At 63.4% G+C, this 19173-nt stretch carries 15 protein-coding genes; 6 read left to right on the top strand and 9 right to left on the bottom strand.

Annotation, left to right across the window (positions count from 1 at the left end; all coding sequences use genetic code 11):
- Window positions 1-34 precede the first annotated feature (34 nt).
- Window positions 35-1186, top strand: coding sequence for an AGE family epimerase/isomerase (locus P6U28_RS20580; RefSeq protein ID WP_407119712.1), 1152 nt, complete (start codon window positions 35-37; stop codon window positions 1184-1186).
- Window positions 1187-1197: 11 nt separating this feature from the next.
- On the opposite strand, the gene P6U28_RS20575 is transcribed toward P6U28_RS20580, so the two are convergent.
- From P6U28_RS20575 to P6U28_RS20550, 6 genes are all read right to left on the bottom strand, one after another.
- A complete protein-coding gene (locus tag P6U28_RS20575; protein WP_407119711.1) occupies window positions 1198-2037 on the bottom strand; it encodes an ABC transporter ATP-binding protein in 840 nt (279 codons plus the stop codon).
- A gap of 143 nt (window positions 2038-2180) precedes the next feature.
- A complete protein-coding gene (locus tag P6U28_RS20570) occupies window positions 2181-3464 on the bottom strand; it encodes an ABC transporter substrate-binding protein (RefSeq protein ID WP_407119710.1) in 1284 nt (427 codons plus the stop codon).
- Between the two features lie 43 nt (window positions 3465-3507).
- Window positions 3508-4581, bottom strand: a complete 1074-nt coding sequence (locus tag P6U28_RS20565) for a branched-chain amino acid ABC transporter permease (RefSeq protein ID WP_122402327.1) — start codon at window positions 4579-4581, stop codon at window positions 3508-3510.
- Window positions 4582-4584: 3 nt separating this feature from the next.
- Window positions 4585-5478 (bottom strand): branched-chain amino acid ABC transporter permease, encoded by an 894-nt coding sequence (locus P6U28_RS20560; RefSeq protein ID WP_407119709.1) that lies wholly within the window; start codon window positions 5476-5478, stop codon window positions 4585-4587.
- Window positions 5479-5701: 223 nt separating this feature from the next.
- Window positions 5702-7633 carry a long-chain fatty acid--CoA ligase gene (locus P6U28_RS20555; protein ID WP_407119708.1) on the bottom strand — a complete coding sequence of 644 codons (1932 nt, stop codon included), beginning with the start codon at window positions 7631-7633 and terminating at the stop codon, window positions 5702-5704.
- Window positions 7630-8472, bottom strand: coding sequence for an ABC transporter ATP-binding protein (locus P6U28_RS20550; protein ID WP_407119707.1), 843 nt, complete (start codon window positions 8470-8472; stop codon window positions 7630-7632). The genes P6U28_RS20555 and P6U28_RS20550 overlap by 4 nt, the downstream gene beginning before the upstream one ends.
- Before the next feature lie 315 nt (window positions 8473-8787).
- Here P6U28_RS20550 and P6U28_RS20545 point away from each other — a divergent pair, with 315 nt between their 5' ends.
- The gene (locus P6U28_RS20545) at window positions 8788-9462 is read left to right on the top strand and encodes a Crp/Fnr family transcriptional regulator (RefSeq protein WP_122402330.1); all 675 of its coding nucleotides are present in this window, start codon (window positions 8788-8790) and stop codon (window positions 9460-9462) included.
- Window positions 9463-9474: 12 nt separating this feature from the next.
- Here the strand turns inward: P6U28_RS20545 and P6U28_RS20540 are convergent, their stop codons facing one another.
- Window positions 9475-10737, bottom strand: coding sequence for an MFS transporter (locus tag P6U28_RS20540; RefSeq protein ID WP_407119706.1), 1263 nt, complete (start codon window positions 10735-10737; stop codon window positions 9475-9477).
- A gap of 292 nt (window positions 10738-11029) precedes the next feature.
- Between P6U28_RS20540 and P6U28_RS20535 the strand changes: the two genes are divergently transcribed.
- Together P6U28_RS20535 and P6U28_RS20530 are read left to right on the top strand one after the other, a co-directional pair.
- Window positions 11030-14356: an adenylate/guanylate cyclase domain-containing protein gene (locus tag P6U28_RS20535; RefSeq protein WP_407119705.1), complete on the top strand. Its 3327-nt coding sequence runs from the start codon at window positions 11030-11032 to the stop codon at window positions 14354-14356.
- A 21-nt stretch (window positions 14357-14377) separates the two neighbouring features.
- Window positions 14378-15058, top strand: coding sequence for a redoxin domain-containing protein (locus P6U28_RS20530; RefSeq protein WP_122402333.1), 681 nt, complete (start codon window positions 14378-14380; stop codon window positions 15056-15058).
- Between the two features lie 12 nt (window positions 15059-15070).
- Here P6U28_RS20530 and P6U28_RS20525 read toward each other — a convergent pair whose 3' ends face one another.
- Window positions 15071-15910, bottom strand: a complete 840-nt coding sequence (locus P6U28_RS20525; RefSeq protein WP_407119704.1) for a uroporphyrinogen-III synthase — start codon at window positions 15908-15910, stop codon at window positions 15071-15073.
- A gap of 171 nt (window positions 15911-16081) precedes the next feature.
- Between P6U28_RS20525 and purU the strand changes: the two genes are divergently transcribed.
- Window positions 16082-16945 (top strand): formyltetrahydrofolate deformylase, encoded by an 864-nt coding sequence (gene purU, locus P6U28_RS20520; protein ID WP_407119703.1) that lies wholly within the window; start codon window positions 16082-16084, stop codon window positions 16943-16945.
- Between the two features lie 112 nt (window positions 16946-17057).
- On the opposite strand, the gene P6U28_RS20515 is transcribed toward purU, so the two are convergent.
- On the bottom strand, window positions 17058-17351 hold the full coding sequence (locus tag P6U28_RS20515) for a hypothetical protein (protein ID WP_407119702.1): 294 nt from the start codon (window positions 17349-17351) through the stop codon (window positions 17058-17060).
- A 587-nt stretch (window positions 17352-17938) separates the two neighbouring features.
- On the opposite strand from P6U28_RS20515, the gene P6U28_RS20510 reads away from it, so the two are divergent.
- A complete protein-coding gene (locus tag P6U28_RS20510; RefSeq protein ID WP_122402337.1) occupies window positions 17939-19117 on the top strand; it encodes an ABC transporter substrate-binding protein in 1179 nt (392 codons plus the stop codon).
- Window positions 19118-19173 lie beyond the last annotated feature (56 nt).

The following is a 19173-nucleotide window of genomic DNA, read 5'->3' as shown; positions in this document are numbered from 1 at the left end:
CAGACCGCCATTGGCGAGGCTTGAAGGGGACCCGATGGCGGACGAAGGAATCATTGCGGCGGACGAGGCGTCGAACGTCGTCGTGCGCCTGAAGCGCCGCATGATCGACGAGGCGCTGCCGCTGTGGTCGACGATCGGCTGGGATCACGCCGCGGGCGGCTTCATCGACCGGCTGCACCGCGATGGCGCAGCGGATGCGGCCGCGCCCCGGCGCGTGTTTGTGCAGGCCCGCCAGATCTGGTGCTACGCCAAGGCGGCACAGATGGGCTGGTATCCTGACGGACGCACCATCGCGCTGAAGGGGCTGGAGCATCTGCTGGGCAGAGCGAAATCGCCCGATGGCCGGCCCGGCTATGTGCACCGGCTGACGCCGGAAGGATCGGTGCTGGATGCCCGGCGCGATGCCTATGACCACGCATTCATCCTGTTTGCGCTCGCCAGCGTCTATGCGCTCGACCAGGATGCGCAGGTCCGCGCCGAGATCGATGCGCTGCTCGCCTTCCTCGACGGCCATCTGCGCTCGCCGCATGGTGGCGTTCACGAAGGCCTTCCGGTCTCGCTGCCGCGCCGGCAGAACCCGCACATGCATCTGTTCGAGGCGATGATCGCGTGCTTCGAGGCGACCCACGATCTGTCGTTCCAGAACCGTGCCGGAGAATTCTTCGCACTGTTCCTGGCCAATCTCTACGACAAGCAGAAGCACGTGTTGTCGGAGTATTTCGAGGAGGACTGGTCGAAGATCGAGCCGGTCAGCGTCGAGCCGGGCCACCAGGCGGAATGGGTCTGGCTGCTGAAGGGATTTGAGCGCATGACGGGTTGTCCGACCGGGCAGCGGCGCGCGGAGCTGCTGGCGACCGCGCTGCGCTATTGCGACGGGGCGACGGGCTGCCTGATCGACGAGGGCGATGCGAGCGGCAACATCCGCCGCGGCACGCGCCGGCTGTGGCCGCAGACCGAGATCGCGAAGGCGTGGATCGCGCAAGCCGAGTCCGGCGAGGCGGGGGCGGCGGATGAGGCGCGCGCGGCGCTGGTGCGGCTCGAACGGCATTATCTCAGCCATCCCGTGAAGGGCGGCTGGTACGACCAGTTCGATCGCGACGGCAAATCGCTGATCGACACCATTCCTGCCTCTTCGTTCTATCATGTTCTCTGCGCAGTCACGGAAGCGGAGCAGGTGCTGGGCTAGGCTCTTGCGGATCACAGCCACCGCTTGCGCCGCTTGAAGCTCTTGAGATTCTTGAAGCTCTTTCGCTGGTCGCCGGCGCCGCCGAGGTAGAATTCCTTGACATCCTCGTTGTCGCGCAATTCGTCGGCGCTGCCATCGAGCACGACCTTGCCTTGTTCCATGATGTAGCCGTGGCTTGCCACCGAGAGCGCAGCGCGTGCGTTCTGCTCGACCAAGAGGATGGTGACGCCGAGATCGCGGTTGATCTTCTGGATGATCGAGAACACTTCCTTGACCAGCAGCGGCGACAGGCCCATCGAAGGCTCGTCCATCAAAATCATCTTCGGGCGCGCCATCAGGGCGCGGCCGATCGCGAGCATCTGCTGCTCACCGCCGGAGAGATAGCCGGCAAGGCCAGTGCGCTCCTTCAGGCGCGGGAAGTAATTGAAGACCATCTCGAGATCGGCATCGATCTCGCGGTCCCTGCGGGTGAAGGCGCCGAGCTTGAGGTTCTCCAGCGACGTCATGTCGGCGACGATGCGCCGGCCCTCCATCACCTGGAAGATGCCGCGGCGGACGATCTTGTCGGGGTCGATGCCGTTGATCCGCTCGCCTTCGAACAGGATCTCGCCGCGCGTCACCTCGCCGTCTTCGGTCTTGAGCAGCCCCGAGATTGCCTTCAGCGTCGTCGACTTGCCGGCGCCGTTGGCCCCCAGCAGCGCCACGATCGCGCCCTTGGGCACGTCGAGGCTGAGGCCGCGCAGCACCAGGATGACGTCGTCATAGACGACCTCGATGTTGCACACGGCGAGGAGGGGCGCGGGTGCCACAACGGTAGGAGTTGAGCGGGTTGCTTCAATGATTTGGGACATGCGACTTCATTCTCCGCTGTTGTCACCCGCGAAGGCGGGTGACCCAGTATTCCAGAGGCGCCGGAGATTCATCGTGAAGCCGCGGCGTACTGGATCCCCCGCCTTCGCGGGGGATGACAGTGTTCGTTTGGTAGAAGCCGGACTCACCACCCAAGCAATTCCGGCTTGCGCGGCAGCTCGACGGTCTTGACCTTCTCGAGCTTGATCGTCCCCTTGGCCATGAGGTCGTTGAGGTCGCCGTCGGTCGCGCCGGAGACCTTGGTGCGATAGAGATCGACCTTCAGCGTGCCGCGGTGGTCCTTGTCGGTCCAGGTCGAGGGATTGCAGACGCCTTCCATTCCGGCCGGCACCCAATCCTTCTTCTGGTAGAAGCCTTTGGCGACGTTCTCGCCGTTGGCGCCACCATTCTTGGCGGCCCAGTCGATCGCCTCCTTCATGTACAGCGCCGAGCAGACGGCCGCGACGTAGTGCACGGGACGATAGACTTTGCCGGTGGGGTCGGACATCTTCGAGATCTCCATCACCGTCTTCATGCCGGGCGCATCGCCGCCCCAGCTCACCGCGGTGCGCAGCGGGAAGATCACACCATTGGCGGCATCGCCGGCGGTCTTGGCGGCGTTCTCGTCCATACCCCAGACATTGCCGAGGAACTGGATATCGACGCCGGCGGTCTTGCAGGCCTTCATCACTGAGATGTTGGAGGCGGCGGTGTTGCCGAGATAGGCGTAGTTGGCGCCCGAGGACTTCAGGCTCAGGCACTGCGCACTGTAGTCACCGGGCGCGAGCGCAAACACCAGCGGCGGCAGCACCTCGAACCCGAGCTCCTGCGCCATGGCTTCACCGGCGGCCTTCGGTGCGTTCGGATAGGGATGGTTGGCTCCCATGTGCACGAATTTGGGCTTGCCGGGCTTGCCTTTGGCCTTCCAGTCCTCGGCTGCCCACATCAGCATCGCGCGCAGCGCGTCCGAATAGCTCGGGCCGTAGAAAAAATTGTAGGGAGCAGGCTTGGCCTTGCCGCTGACACCTTCGGGATCGGTGAGGGCGGCGGCATAGGAGCCGGACATGTCGGGGATCTTGTCCTGGGCGAGGAAGCCGGTCAGCGCCTCGGTGTCGGCGGTACCCCAGCCCATGATCGCCGCGACCTTGCTGTCCGGTGCCGACCACTTCTTGTAGAGCGCGATCGCGCGGGGCACCTGGTAGCCGTAATCGTTGGTGTCGAGGTTGACCTGCTTGCCGCCGATGCCGCCGTTCTTGTTGACCCAGGCGAAGGTGTCGGCGACGGCCTGGCCATACGGCGTGCCGACGTCAGAGGTGCCGCCGGAATAATCCGCGAGATGCCCGATCGCGATCTGCGCCTGTGCGCTTGCCGAGAATGCGGCGATCGCCAGCGCGAGCGATGCGGTGCTCAAAAAGGTCTTCATCGTCATGGGTCGGTTCCTCCTGTTTATTGTTTAACTGCGTTGCCCGCGCTCAATGCGAGAACGGGTAGAGTTTCCAGTACGCCTTGATCTGCCGCCAGCGATGCGCGAGGCCGTCGGGCTCGAACATCAGGAACGCGATGATGATCACCCCGATCGCGATCTCGCGCAGGAATGTGATGTTGTTGTTCAGCGACAGCGCTTTGTCGATCGCGCCACCCTTCAAATACAGGCTGAGGAATTCCATCGACTCCGGCAGCAGCACCACGAAGGCGGTGCCCATCAGCGTGCCCATGATCGAACCGGTGCCGCCGATGATGATCATGGCCAGGAACAAGATCGAGCGCTCGATGCCGAAACCCTCCTGGGAGACCACGAGCTGATAGTGCGCGTAGAGCGCGCCGGCGATGCCGGCGAAGAAGGCGGCGAGGCCAAACGACAGCGTGCGGTACTTGGTGAGATTGATGCCCATGATCTCGGCTGAGAGATAATGGTCGCGTATGGCCACCAGCGCGCGGCCGTCGCGCGTGCGCATCAGGTTGGTGACGAGGATGTAGCTCGCGAGCACATAGGCCAGCACGACGTAGAAATACTGTCTGTCACCCCGCAGCGTGTAGCCGAAGATCGAAAACGGTTCGGCGCTCGCCGGCACCGATCCGCCGGAAAACCATTCGGCGCGGGAGAAGAAGTCGAGGAGGATGTATTGTGCTGCAAGGGTCGCGATGACCAGGTAAAGACCTTTCAGCCGCGCCGCGGGGATACCGAAGATCAGCCCGACCAGCGCGGTGATGACGCCGGCAAGGGGGATCGCGAAGAATACCGGGATCGGGGCGTTGTTGGAGATGTAGGCCGAGGTGAAGGCGCCGAGCAGAAAGAAAGCGGCGTGCCCGATCGAAATCTGGCCGGTGAAGCCGACCAGGATGTTGAGACCGAGCGCCGCGATCGAGAAGATGCCGATCTGGATCAAAATGCTCAGCCAGTAGCCGCTGAAGAATTGCGGCGCGAGGCAGAGCAGCAGAACGCCGGCGATGGCGAAGTTGCGGCTGGTCGTGGTCGGGAAGATCGTGGTGTCCGCCGCATAGGAGGTGCGGAAATCACCAGCAGGGATGAGGGCAGGGCCGGCCATGGGTCAGATCCGCTCGATGTCGTGGGTGCCGAACAGGCCGTAAGGCTTGATCATCAGCACTATGATAAGGACGTAAAACGGCGCGATCTCGTAGAGATTGCCCCAGTGCAGGTACTGGCTGTCGATATATTGGGCGACATTCTCGAGCAGTCCGATGATGATGCCGCCGAGTACGGCGCCGCCGACGGAATCGAGCCCGCCGAGGATCGCCGCCGGAAATACCTTGATGCCGTACGCGGCAAGGCCCGAGGACACGCCGTTCACGACCGCAACGACGACTCCGGCGACGGCCGACACCGTCGCCGAGATCGCCCAAGCCATCGCGAACACGCTCTTCACGGAGATGCCGAGCGACTGCGCGACCTGTTGGTTGAACGCGGTGGCGCGCATGGCGAGGCCGTATTTCGAGGCGCGGAAGAACCAGGCCATGCCGATCATCATGGCGACGGACACCACAAGACTCATGACATAGACTGTCTGGATCTGGAGACCGAACAGGCTGACCGACTGGCTTTCGAACACGCGCGGGAACGGTTGCGGGTTGACTCCGAACATCCACTTCAGCGTCGCCTGGAGCACGGTGGACAGGCCGATCGTCACCATGATCACGGAGATGATGGGCTCGCCGATCATCGGCCGCAGGATCAGGACCTGGACCGCGATGCCGAACACGAACATGAACACCAGCGTGATCGGCATGCCGATCCAGAATGGCACCTGGTATTTGGCGAGCAATGCCCAGCACACCCAGGCGCCGACCAGTAGCAGCTCGCCTTGCGCGAAATTGACGACCTGAGTCGCTTTGTAGATCAGCACGAACGACATCGCGACCACGCCATAGAGCGTACCGACCACGAGGCCGTTGACCAGAAGCTGGATGAGAAAGGCGGTGTTCATGTCGCGGCCCGCGCAAAATGCAAAAGCGATGACGGTGTACCCTCTCCCCTCGCGGGAGAGGGTGGCTTCGCGAAGCGAAGACGGGTGAGGGGGTGTCTCGGCCGGGGAGGCGTGGAGAGAGCACCCCTCACCCGAGTGAGGCCGCGGCTCCCGGCGGAGACGCCCTCTCCCACAAGGGGAGAGGGCGCAGCAATCCGAATCACGCTCGTGATTGAAACGAAGTTCACTCCGCAGCCTCCGCCATGTGCCTCTGTCCGCCCAGATCCACGACGCGCAGCGTCGTTCGCACGCGCTGCGTGGTGCCGTCCTGGAAGCGGATCACGGTATCGACGGGGATGTCGGAAACGCCGCGGTAGATCGCGTCGATGATGCCTTCGTACTTCTCGTTGATGACGCCGCGGCGGACCTTTCTCGTGCGGGTAAGCTCGCCATCGTCGGCATCGAGCTCCTTGTAGAGCAGAAGGAAGCGCGAGATGCGTTGGGCCGGCGGCAGCGTGGCGTTGACGGTCTCGACCTCCTTCTGCAGCAGCGCATAGACTTCGGGCCGCGAGGCGAGGTCGCTGTAGGTGGTGAAGGAGAGGCGGTTCTTCTCCGCCCATTTCGAGATGATGGAATAGCGGATGCAGATCATCGCCGCGAGCGCGTCGCGGCCGGCGCCCAGCACCACGGCTTCCGCGATATACGGCGAGAACTTCAGCTTGTTCTCGATGAACTGCGGGGAGAAGCGCTCGCCGCGCGAGGTCTCGGCGAGGTCCTTGATGCGGTCGATCACAACGAGCTGCCCGTCGCCGTTGAAATAGCCGGCATCGCCCGAGCACATCCAGCCGTCCTTGATGTCGGCGACGCTGGCCTCGGGATTCTTGTAATAGCCGAGGAACATGTTGGGATGGCGCACCACGATCTCACCGACGCCGTGGACGTCGGCATTGTCGATGCGGATTTCGATGCTGTCGGCCATCGGCACGCCAGTGGTGTCAGGGTCGACCTTGCCCTCGGGGTGCAGCGTGTAGGCGCCCAAGAGCTCTGTCTGGCCGTAGAGCGTGCGCAGCGGCACGCCCATGGCCTGGAAGAACTTGAACGTATCGGGGCCGAGCGCCGCACCGCCGGTCGCGGCCGACCGCAGGCGGGTAAAGCCGAGGCGATCGCGCAGCGCGCGGAACAGGATCGCGTCGGCAAAGCCGGAGCGCTTGCCCTGTTCGAGTGCGGCGAGCCCGCTCTTCATGCCGACATCGAACAGCCGCTGCTTGAAGGGCGTTGCATCCATCACCTTGGCGCGGACGTCGGCAGCAATGGATTCCCAGACGCGGGGTGCGAACAGCACGAAGGTCGGCGCGATCTCGCGCAGATCGTTCATCATCGTGTCCGGCTCTTCGACGAAGTTGATCTTCATCCGGCACAAGAGGCCTTTGCCGAGCACGTAGACCTGCTCCATGATCCAGGGCAGCGGCAGCACCGAGACGTATTCGTCATCCGGTCCCTTCGGATCGAAGGCGAGATAGGTCGCGCAATGGCCGAGCACGCGGCCGGCTGCGAGCATCGCAAGTTTGGGATGCGAGGTGGTGCCCGATGTCGTGCAGAGGATCGCGACGTCCTCTCCCTTGGTGGCATCGACCAGCCTGTCGTAAAGCTCCGGTTCGCGCGCTGCACGGGCCCGGCCGAGCTCAGCAAATTTCTCGGCCGACATCAGCCTGGGATCGTCGTATTTCCGCATCCCGCGCGGATCGGAATAGATGATGTGCTTCAGCTTCGGCACGCGCTCGGCGAGGGTGAGCAGCTTGTCGACCTGCTCCTCGTCCTCGGCGAAGACCAGCTGTGCTTCACCATAATTCAGCAGATAGGAGGCCTCTTCATCCAGCACGTCGCGATAGAGCCCGAGGCTGAGGCCGCCGATCGCATGCGTTGCGACTTCCGCCGCGACCCAGTCCGGCCGGTTGTCGCCGATGATGCCGATGACGTCACCGCGACCAAGGCCGAGCTCGACCAGGCCAAGCGCGAAATCGCGCACCCGTGCCTGGTAGTCGTTCCAGGTGAAGATGCGCCACAGCCCGAGATCCTTCTCGCGCAGTGCGATGTCGTTGCCGTGCTCCCTGGCATTGAGCCGGAGCATCTTCGGGTAGGTGTCGGCCTGCGCGAGGCGGCCCGCATAATCCATCATGCCGCGCTCTCCTGCGCCTGAGGAGCATCGTCGGGATCGATCAGCACCTCGTCCTCTTCGCCGAGATAGGCGCGCTTGACGTGCGGATCGGCGAGCACGGTCGCCGGATCGCCCTCGGCGATCTTCTTGCCGAAATCAAGCACCATGACGCGATGGGAGATGTCCATCACCACGCCCATGTCGTGCTCGATCATCACCACCGTCATCCCGAACTCCTCGTTGAGGTCGACGATGTAGCGGGCCATGTCCTCCTTCTCCTCGAAGTTCATGCCGGCCATGGGCTCGTCGAGAAGAATGAGGCGCGGCTCCAGCGCCATGGCGCGGGCGAGCTCGACGCGCTTGCGCAGGCCGTAGGAGAGGGTGCCCGCAGTCGCCTTCCGCACCGACTGCAGATCGAGGAAGTCGATGATCTCCTCGACCTTGCGACGGTGCTCGAGCTCCTCCCTGCGCGCGCCGGTGAGCCAGTACAGCGAGCCCGTGAGAAAGTTGTTCTTCAAGAGGTGATGGCGGCCGACCATGATGTTGTCGAGCACGCTCATATGGTGGAACAGCGCCAGGTTCTGGAAGGTACGGCCGATGCCGAGCGAAGCGCGTGCATTCGGCGTCAAACCGGTGATGTCGCGGCCCTGATAGAACAGCTGGCCTTCGGTCGGCTTGTAGCGGCCGGAAATACAGTTCACGATCGAGGTCTTGCCGGCGCCGTTGGGACCGATGATCGAGAACAGCTCGCCTTCCCTGATGGCGAAGCCGACATCGGTCAGCGCTCTGACGCCGCCGAATCGCAAGGACACGCCGCGCACTTCGAGACTGGTAGCCACCAACGAATCCCTCCCGGTCATGGCGCATTTTAGCGGCGCTCTTCGTCCGTTCTGTCGGGCGATCCTAGTACGGCGGTCGCGGCGAGGCCATGCAACAGATGGTCTCGACCGGAGCCGCACCGCTCTCGTTCCCCGTTTGGGATCAAAAGCCGCATCGCCCGAGGTGGTCCTCAATAGGGGAAAGCGCTATTTTGAAATGTCTCCCGGCTGACAATTCTGCGACAAAGTTTTTCGGGCGGCAGCGGCTTTCATCTTTGGTCGAATGGCGGTCGAAACCATCATGTTGCACTGCAACAGAAGGCGGAGTGACGAAACGGTGCGGCTGGCCGCGAGATCATGATTTCAGAAGATCATCTGAAGCGCGTCGCCGCCTGGTCGCGGGAGCTCACACAAGCGGAGATCGAGGTCGCGCGTGCCGGAATCACGGAGCGGTCCTACGGCACCGGCGAGAGCGTGTTCATGCGCGGCGATATTTTTGCCTATTGGGCCGGCATGGTGAGCGGCCTTGCCCGTATGGGCGGGGTCTCGCGCGACGGCAAGGAGACCAGCCTTGCGGGGCTGACGGCGGGGGCCTGGTTCGGCGAGGGCAGCGTGCTCAAGAACGAGCCGCGCCGTTATGACGTTGTCGCGCTGCGCGACAGCCGCGTCGCACTGATGGAACGCAGCGCCTTCATGTGGCTGTTCGAGAACAGCGTCGGCTTCAACCGCTTCCTGGTGCGCCAGCTCAACGAGCGGCTCGGCCAGTTCATCGGTATGCTCGAGGTCAACCGGACGCTCGATGCCACCGCGCGCCTCGCCCGCAGCATCGCTTCGCTGTTCAATCCGATCCTCTATCCGGAATCGACCGCGCACCTGGAGATCACCCAGGAGGAGATCGGCGCACTCTCCGGCATGTCCCGCCAGAATGCGAACCGCGCGCTGAACCGACTGGAGAAGGAGGGGCTGCTGCGGCTGGAATATGGCGGTGTCACCATCCTCGATATCGAGCGGCTGCGCGGGTACGGGGATTAGTGCGGATATTCGTCACCGCGCATTGGCGGGGGCATGTACTGGCCAGAGGTCGGCGCGCCAGCGCACCGCGATCGCCATCATCGCGACGAACCCTGCGACCGCATAGAGCGACCCCGTCGCGGAATAGCCGATGATGTCGATCAGGCTGCCGGCTGCGAGCAGCCCGATCGGCAAGCCGTAGATCACCATCATGCGCACCCCCATGACGCGGCCGCGCAGATGTGCGCTCGCGGTGCGCATCAGGATCACGGCAGCCGAGATCATCGACATGCTCTGGGCGATGCCGGCGAGAACGAGGCAGGCCATGGCCACCGGTAAGGCCCTGATCTCGACGAACACCAGCAGCATGGCGTACCAGGCCAGCGTCGCGCCGATCAGAAGCCGGGCAATGCGCACGCCACTGACCAGGCTTAGCGTGATGGAGCCGATCAGAGAGCCAACGGCGAAACTCGCCGAGAGATAACCAAGGCCGGTCTGGTCGGTATGAAAGATCTCCCGCGCGATGTAGGGCAACAATCCGCCCGTGAAGGGAAATGCGGTAAGATTGGCCAGGAACGCGACGCACAGCGCCGCGCGCATTCCCGGGCCATTCCAGGCATAGACGATGCCTTCCTTCAGATCGCCCAGCAATCTCGAAACGGCGTCACTGTCCGCCGGGAGATCGCTCGTGGCGACAGGCCTTTTCGGCCGTGTCAGGCAGAGCATCAGAAGCGCAGCCGCGAGGTAGAGACCGGCGATCGCCACATACACGAGGCCAATGCCAAGAAGCGCGAACAGCCCGGCGCCCGTCAGTGCTCCGGCGATGCGGGCGCTGTCCTGGGTTGTGCGCGCAACGCTGATGGCGCCCACCAGTTGCTCGGGCGGCATGATCTCGGCCAGCAGCGCGCCCCGGACGCCGAGATCGGAGGGACGAATCAGGCCCATGATCGCGACGATCACCATGACGCTGAGCGGGGACAAATGACCGCTCAGCGCCAGGACCATGATGGTCGAAGAGAGTGCCGTATAGGCGAGACGCATCACGACCAGGAGATCGCGATGACCCATGCGATCGCCGATCATGCCGAACACGGGCGCGACCAGTGTTCCGACGAACTGGAGTGAAGCGAGCACGGTGAGCAGCAGCACCGAGCCGGTCTCTACGATGATGTACCAGCCGAGCACCAGCGTCTCGACCTCGAAGGCCCAGGAGGTGAGCAGGTCGGACGGCCACTGGAAGCGATAGTTGCGGATGCGAAATGGCGCGAGCGCGGAAGGTTCTGCGGATGTGCTCAAGATGCGACGACGGGTTTCACGGCGATTCCCTGCCCTTATTCATTTGTTCTTCTGTTTGGGAGGGTAGCCCCGGCGAACGCCCTGTCAATTGACGCTACCGCATGCCACCATGCTTTGCCGACGACGTGCGGTGCGCCAGAGCGCCCGCAGCATTGCTTCGCCGCCCATACTGAGATGTAGGTTGCCGCCGCTTGCTCTTCCGGCGCGCAAAGCCCATGCTGGTCTGCATCCTGGGACCCATTTGGTAGGGCCAGCAGATTGCGCCATCGCGGCTTCCGCGAGGACTTGAGCCATGAACTGCTCGGGTTGTGGTTTCGAGGTTCAGAGCGGCTTTGCCTTCTGCCCGAAGTGCGGCATGAAGCAGCCGAACGCGTGCCCCGGCTGCGGCTTTCCATGCGCACCGGATTTTGTCTACTGCCCGAAATGCGGCTCTCTCGTCAGCGGGTCCAGCAATGACGGCGGACAGGCATCGGCGCAGACGAGCCCGGCGACACTCAGATCGTCTTCGCCACCGCTCCTGCAGGCGGCTCAAGGCGAATTTCGACCGCCGTCGGACAATGTCGATAGCGAAGCAAACCGCCGCACCATCACCGTGCTGTTTGCCGACCTCAGCGGCTTCACTGCGATGAGCGAGCGGCTCGACCCAGAGGTCATGCAGACGCTTCAGAACCAGTTGTTCGAGGAGCTGACGGCCGCGGTGCAGAGCTTCGGCGGCTTCGTGGACAAGTTCATCGGCGATGCGATGCTCGCGCTGTTTGGTGCGCCGGCTGCGCACGAGGACGACCCCGAGCGGGCGGTCCGCGCTGCCCTCGACATGATCAGCCGAACAGCGCGCCTCAGCGAGCGCGCGAGGGCCTACGCCGGTTCACCGTTGCAGCTCCATGTCGGCATCAACACCGGCCATGTCGTCGCGGGTGGGTTAGGCGTGGGCGTTGCCAAATCCTATTCGGTGACCGGCGATACCGTGAATACGGCGCAGCGATTGCAGTCGATGGCGTCTCCGGACGAGGTGCTGGTCGGGCCGTTGACCCACCGTCAGACGCGACATGCGTTCTCCTATGACTCGCTCGGCGAGATCTCGCTCAAGGGCAAGATGGGCGGCGTGCTGGTCCATCGTCTAAAGGGACCGCTCGATACGCCCCGCACGGCACGTGGCCTCGACACGCTGGGGCTCGATGCACCACTGATCGGGCGCGACGCCGAGCTTGCGCGCGTGATCGGCAGCCTTGATCGCGCCTGCGGCGGTGCGGCTCAACTGGTACGGCTGGTTGGCGAAGCGGGCATCGGGAAAACGCGGCTGGTGAACGAATTCGTCGCCCGTATCCGCGATGAGGATCGCTTCGCAGGCGTAGCGATCCGACAGGCGGTTTGCTCGCCGCTCGGCGAACAATCCTACGGAGCACTCGCCGCCGTGCTGCGTAGCGCCTATGGCATCGCAAAGAAGGCCGGCGTCGCAGAGGCAGAGTCGAAGGTTGCAGAAGCGCTATTGGAGCTTGGCCTCGCGGCCGAGGAGGCCGATCGCCTGATGCCTCTCTACTTGCACGTTCTTGGCCTTGGCGATCCCAACGCTGTGCTCAGGCATGTCGAACCGGAACAGCTCCGGCGGCAGATCTTTTTCGCGATCCGTACCATCTTCGAACGCCGCCTCGCCTTGTCGCCACTTCTGATCATCGTCGAGGATCTGCATTGGGCCGACGCGGTGTCGCTTGAAGCGTTGCGGTTCCTGATGGACCGGCTGGAGCGGACACGGCTGATGCTGCTGTTTACACATCGGCCGGTGCAGGTGGATCAGTTCGGTTCGAGCAGGATCAGTCACACGACCATTCGGCTGTCTCCGCTTGACGATGCTGACGGACGAAGGCTGCTTTCGGCGTATTTCAGTCATGGCTGGCGGGAACCGCCGGGACGTTTGTTCACCCGAATCCTCGATCGCGCAGGCGGCAATCCGCTTTTCCTTGAGGAGATCATCCGCGGCCTCATCGAAGGCGGGGCCCTGGAGCGTGATGGTGCGCAGTGGCGGTTGAAATCGGATGAAGCCGCCGCCGATATCCCAGCAAGCATACAGGCGTTGTTGCTGGCGCGCCTCGACCGCTTGCCGCATCAGGTGCGCCAGGTGGCCCAGGAGGCTGCGGTGATCGGTCCGCGCTTTGATGCGTCTGTTTTAGGTGCGGCGGCAAACGAGCCGGCAAGGGTCGAGGCAGGGCTCGAACTTCTGTGCGACGCCGAGATCATCGAGGAGGTCGCGGGCTCGAACTCGATGTCGCTGCGGACCTATCGCTTCACCCAGACCATGCTTCAGGACGTGATCTATCAAAATCTGCTTTTGCAGCGTCGGGTCGAACTCCATGGACGGATTGGTGCCGCGCTGGAGCGGCTCTACGGCAAAGAACCCGAGCAGCTCGAAGATCTCATATTGCTCGGACATCACTTCAGTCTGAGCGCGAGCAAGTCGAGAGGCGCGCGCTATTTACGCGCGGCCGGCGATCGCGCACGTGCGAGCTATGCCAACGACGATGCCCTCCGTTTCTATCAGCAATCCCTCGCCGTGCTGTCGACCTCCGGCGAACAGGAGCCGGAACGCCTGATCCTATACGAGCGCGTCGCGGACCTCTGTTGCGTGACTGGCCGCCGAAGCACCGCCGAGGAGCACTATCAGAGTGCGCTGGAGGAACACCGCACGGCAGGGGACCGCATCGGCGAGGCGCGCATTCTTCGCAAGCTCGGTCGATTGTTGTGGGACGCCGGCAAGCGCGTCAAGGCAGAGATGCATTATGCCGAGGCGGCTGAACGGCTTGGCGGGACCGACGCGCCGATCGAGTGGGCACACCTCCTGGAGTGGGCTCATCTCCAGCAAGAGCGCGGCCGTCTTGCTTTCCGTGTGGGCGATCACGTCGGCGCCGCGCGGTGGGCGGACGACGCGCTCGGCTACGCGCAATCGGTGCCGACCGATGCGGACGAGCAAGCCGGGTTCGAGGCGGCGGGCGCTATTGCGGAGGCGCTCAACACCAAGGGAGTTGCGCTGGCGCGGCTTGGGCGACACCAGGAGGCGGTGAAAGAGGTGGAGCAAAGTGTCGCGGCCGCCGAGGCCGCTGGCCTCCTCAACGTGGCGTGCCGCGGCTACACCAATCTTGGCGTGCTCTACACGATCATCGACCCGGCGCAAGCCATGGCGGTTTGCCGACGCGGCCTCGATGTCGCCAATCGTATCGGCGATCTCGGCTTCCAGGCGCGCCTTCTTGCCAATCTTGCCGTTGCCTGTTGCACCTTCACGGACAGATGTACCGAGGAGGGGGTGCCGGCTGCCGAAAAGGCGATCGAGATCGACCGCGCGCTCGATCAGCGCGAGCATCTCCCGGTACCCCTGATCGTGCTCGGGCAAATCCATCAGTGCCATTTCCGCCCCGACATGGCCGCGCGCTGCTACAACGAGGCCATCGAGGTGGCGAGCGAGACCGGCGAGCCGCAGCAGCTGTTTCCATGCTATGATGGTCTTGCGACGCTGAACCTTGATCGAGGCGACATGCCCGAGGCGGAGCGATATTTCGCGCTTGCCCACGATGTCTGCGCCCGGCACGGGCTCGATCCCGCAGGGCTGATCGTACTGCCGTTCCTTGACTAGCCAATGTGAGGGAGTTCAACCATGTCCGAAAGTCATGTTGGTGGACCACTTCAGCCGGGTGATCGCGCACCGAACATCGTCCTGGAGGCCATCACACGCGAAGGAAAGATCGCGCTCGAGGATTATCGCGGGCATAGCCCGATACTCGTCGGCCTGTTTCGCGGCCTGCACTGCCCATTCTGCCGGCGCCATATCGCGGCGCAAGCGCAGCTTGATGGCGTGCTGCGCGGGAAGGGGATCGAAAGTCTCACGGTCGTCAACACACCGATCGACCGGGCGCGGCTCTATTTCCGCTATCATCCATTGCCCAATCTGCTGGCCGCGTCCGACCCTGATCGGGTCTCGCACCGCGCATTTGGCCTGCCCAATCTCGAGTTCACGGAGAACGAAACCGAGTGGCCACGCAAGGTCGGCATGGACGTGGTCATGAGCATGCAAGTGGACATGCCCGGCGAATTGCCCAGCCCGATGAACCGGCCGGCAGCCGCGGAGTACCTCAACAAGAAGGACGGTTACGAGATGACCGAAGCCGACCAGCGCATGGCGGCAACCGGCACGGGGCAGCTGTTTGGCCAGTTCCTGCTCGACCGGGAAGGGATCGTGCGCTGGACGTTCACCGAGGTTCCGAACGGCGGCCAGCGCATGTTCGGAGCGCCGAGCCCGCAGGAGTTGCTGTCGGCCGCCTCGCAGGTGGCGGGCTAGGTATCTTGGCGATTAACCCGCCGCGCTCGGTCGTTTCTCGGCGAGTGCCGCAGCCATCGCCGAGATCAGCGGACGCATGAAATACGCTTCATCTGCCGGCGAGACGTCCGTGCGCAGACCGTGCGCGGCGAGCTCACCGGAGACCGCCGGCCCCACCGAGGCGATCAACGTCCGTTCGAGACCTGCACGCAGTTTCGCTTCGCTGCCATGTGCTTTTGCGGCCTCGATCAGGCGGCGGACCTGGCCGAGATTGGTCAGCGCGAGCGAATCGATTCGCCCCTCCGCCATGTCGTCGATGGCGGCGACGATGTTGGCATCAGCGGCCTTGGAATCGTAGACGTAGGGCAGCACGGTATCGACCTCGGCGCCTTGCGCCGCAAGCGCACCGGTCAAGGCGCTGTGGTCCTTGTCCGGATAAAGCTGGAGGCCGAGGCGATGCCCCTTCAGGTCGAGTTTGGCCAGCATCTCGATCACGCCCTCCGTGGTCGGCTTCTCGGTGGTCTGCTGCGCTTCGAGACCGATCTCGCGCAGCGCCTTGCCCGGCTTCGGGCCCCGGGTGAATTTGCGCGCTCTGGCGAGCGCCGCGACAAGGGCGGCGTCGAGCTCGCGGGCGCGGGCAAGCTTCATGATGCGACGCAGGCCTTCGCCCGTCATCAGCACGAGATCGTCAAACGGCTTGTCGATGGCACGGCGAATCCAAGCCTCGACCGGAGCCGGATCCGGCGCATCACGGATGGTGAACATCGGGCACTGCACGACCTCGGCGCCTTGCTCGAGCAGAAGCTTCGAAAACTGCGCCTCCTCCCGCGTTTCCAGGATCAAGATGCGGTAGCCGTTCAAGCGGTCGGCCATGGGTATGCTCCGGTCAGACAATCGCAATCGTCCGTTCATCCTGACTCCGCGCTTCATGTCGAAGCAAGTCTTGGGATTGGCGCAAGGGCGGGGGCGGTGCTAGAGCAGGGCGCAAATCGCGGATAGTTCCGTTGCACAAAGCTTCATCAAGAGCCAAGCCTGTTCATCAATATGCCCGATCATCAATATGTCCTGACCCTGTCCTGTCCGGATCGCCCCGGCATCGTCTCCGCGGTGTCGACGTTCCTTGCCCACAACGGACAGAACATCCTCGACGCCCAGCAGTTTGACGACGTCGAGACCGAGAAGTTCTTCATGCGGGTGGTGTTCACGGCGGCCGATCTTGCCGTGGAATTGTCGGCGCTCCAGACCGGCTTTGCCGCGATCGCCGAGCGTTTCGGCATGGAGTGGCAGATGCGCGACCGGGCTGCGCATCGCAAGGTGATGCTGCTGGTGTCGAAATCCGACCACTGTCTGGTCGACATCCTCTATCGCTGGCGCACCGGCGAATTGCCGATGATACCGACCGCGATCGTCTCCAACCATCCGCGCGAGGTCTATGCCGGGCTCGATTTCGGCGGTATCCCCTTCCACCACCTGCCTGTCACCAAGGAGACCAAGCGCGAGCAGGAGGCGCAGATCATGGATCTCGTCGGCGAGACGAAGACCGATCTGGTGGTGCTCGCCCGCTACATGCAGATCCTGTCGGACGATCTCTCGGCAAAGCTGTCGGGGCGCTGCATCAACATTCACCACTCGTTCCTGCCTGGCTTCAAAGGCGCAAAACCCTATCACCAGGCGCATGAGCGCGGGGTGAAGCTGATTGGCGCCACCGCGCATTACGTCACGCGCGACCTCGACGAGGGCCCGATCATCGACCAGGACGTCGAGCGCATCAGCCATCGCGACACGCCGGAAGATCTGGTCCGCAAGGGCCGCGACATCGAGCGCCGCGTGCTGGCACGGGCCATCCGCTACCATCTCGATGATCGCGTCATCCTCAACGGCCGCAAGACGGTGGTGTTCGTGGATTAGGGTACTGTCGTTCCGGGACGCGCGAAGCGCGAACGATGGTGCGCAATTGCGCACCAGAGAACCTCGAGGTGCCGGGTTCGCCTGTGAGGCGCCCCGGAATGACAGGTATCCATCAGCGCACCGCGCCAGCCGACGTCGTTGCCGTCGCCCCCTTCTGGGCCTGCTCTTCTTTCTCGCGATCGGCCGCCGGCATCAGCCGCTTGCGTTCGCGTTCCTTCATGTAGGCATCATATTGCGGTGTGCCCGGTCGCGGCGGCGCATCGGCCGGCAGGCCGCCGGCCCATTGCGGGACGTAGTCGCCCATGCCGGCCGAGAGCTTCTCGTTGACCGTGCCGCAGCCTGCAAGGTTGGACGCGAGCAGGGCGACTGCAGCAGCGATCGAAAGCGAACAGGAACGCATGGACATCTTCTAGGTCGTGCCGATCGGGCGCGAATAAGGGGGGCGCCGGATGGGCGTCAGCGGCGAACTATAACTTTCAATATGTAAAATTGGTTTATTCCAAGATTGGCGCCTCTGTATACAAAAAGGTATTATGGTAGGCATATTGCGGGGCTTGAGGCGTTCAGTCTAGCTGATACGGTATACATCACGTATTCACTCGTGCTCATTCGGTGAGAGCCGCCGGATGTCTCGCCGCGAAGCACGTGAGATGTCCGGATTCTGCAAATGAGAGGCGGAATCTTCCATCAACGAGTTGCGCGGGCCTTCGTAAAATGGGGCATCACCCGATAAGGGCTTCTTCGGGGCATCACCCGACAAGGGCTTCTTCGTTGACAGGACCATGTTATTTGTACAAATGTACAAATCTCCTGCCGTCGTTGAGGCGGATCACGCGGCTTGCGCCGAATGGTCGCCCAACGTCCGATTGACAACGGGGTTGCAGAGGACGCCATGTGGCCGCGCGGCATGGCTTATCCGTGAGTCAAGCGCGGCAAGGACCGGGCACGCGGTCCGGCGCACAACAGGTCAGGAATGAAGGGGAGGGACATCCGATGTTCGAACGCAAGATTTTTCCACGAGCCGCAGCAGCGGCCGTCATCGCAGCCCTTGCGGCCGTCGCCTCCGCCAAGGCCGAGGACAGCATCAAGGTCGGCCTGATCCTGCCAATGACTGGCGGCCAGGCCTCGACCGGCAAGCAGATCGAGAACGCGATCAAGCTCTACATGCAGCAGAAGGGCGACACCGTCGCCGGCAAGAAGGTCGAGATCATCCTCAAGGACGATGCCGCGATTCCTGACAAGACCAAGACCGCCGCGCAGGAGTTGATCGTCAACGACAAGGTCAACTTCATCGCCGGCTTCGGCGTGACGCCGGCAGCCCTTGCCGCCGCGCCGCTGGCGACGCAGGCCAAGATCCCGGAAGTCGTAATGGCGGCCGGCACCTCCATCATCACGGAGCGCTCCCCCTACATCGTGCGCACCAGCTTCACGCTGGCGCAGTCCTCGACCATCATCGGCGACTGGGCCGTGAAGAACGGCATCAAGAAGGTGGCGACGCTGACCTCGGATTATGCGCCCGGCAATGACGCGCTGAACTTCTTCAAGCAGCATTTCACCGCCGGCGGGGGCGAGGTGGTCGAAGAGGTCAAGGTGCCCTTGCAAAATCCCGACTTCGCGCCGTTCCTCCAGCGCATGAAGGATGCCAAGCCCGACGCGATCTTCGTGTTCGTGCCCGCGGGCCAGGGCGGCAACTTCATGAAGCAATATGCCGAGCGCGGCCTCGATAAGGCCGGCATCAAGGTGATCGGACCCGGCGACGTCACTGATGACGATTTGCTCAACAACATGGGTGATGCCGTGCTCGGCACGGTCACCGCGCACCTCTATTCCGCGGCGCATCCCTCGCAGATGAACAAGGATTTCGTCGCGGCCTACAAGAAGGCCTTCGGCAATCGTCCGGGCTTCATGGCCGTGAGCGGCTATGACGGCATCCACCTGATCTATGAGGCGCTGAAGAAGACGGGTGGCGACACCAACGGCGACAAGCTGATCGAGGCGATGAAGGGCCAGAAATGGGAGAGCCCGCGCGGCCCGATCTCGATCGACCCCGAGACCCGCGACATCGTGCAGAACATCTACATTCGCAAGGTCGAGAAGGTCGACGGCGAGCTCTACAATGTCGAGTTCGCGACCTTCGAGGCCGTCAAGGATCTCGGCAAGACCAAGAAGTGACGCGCTCTTCTAAACCTCTCCCGCTTGCGGGAGAGGTCGGCGCGCAGCGCCGGGTG

This window comes from Bradyrhizobium sp. STM 3561 (assembly GCF_045571455.1).
GTDB lineage: Bacteria > Pseudomonadota > Alphaproteobacteria > Rhizobiales > Xanthobacteraceae > Bradyrhizobium > Bradyrhizobium vignae.
Note: the sequence above shows the minus strand (reverse complement) of the source record. Positions and strands in the feature narration are given on the sequence as shown.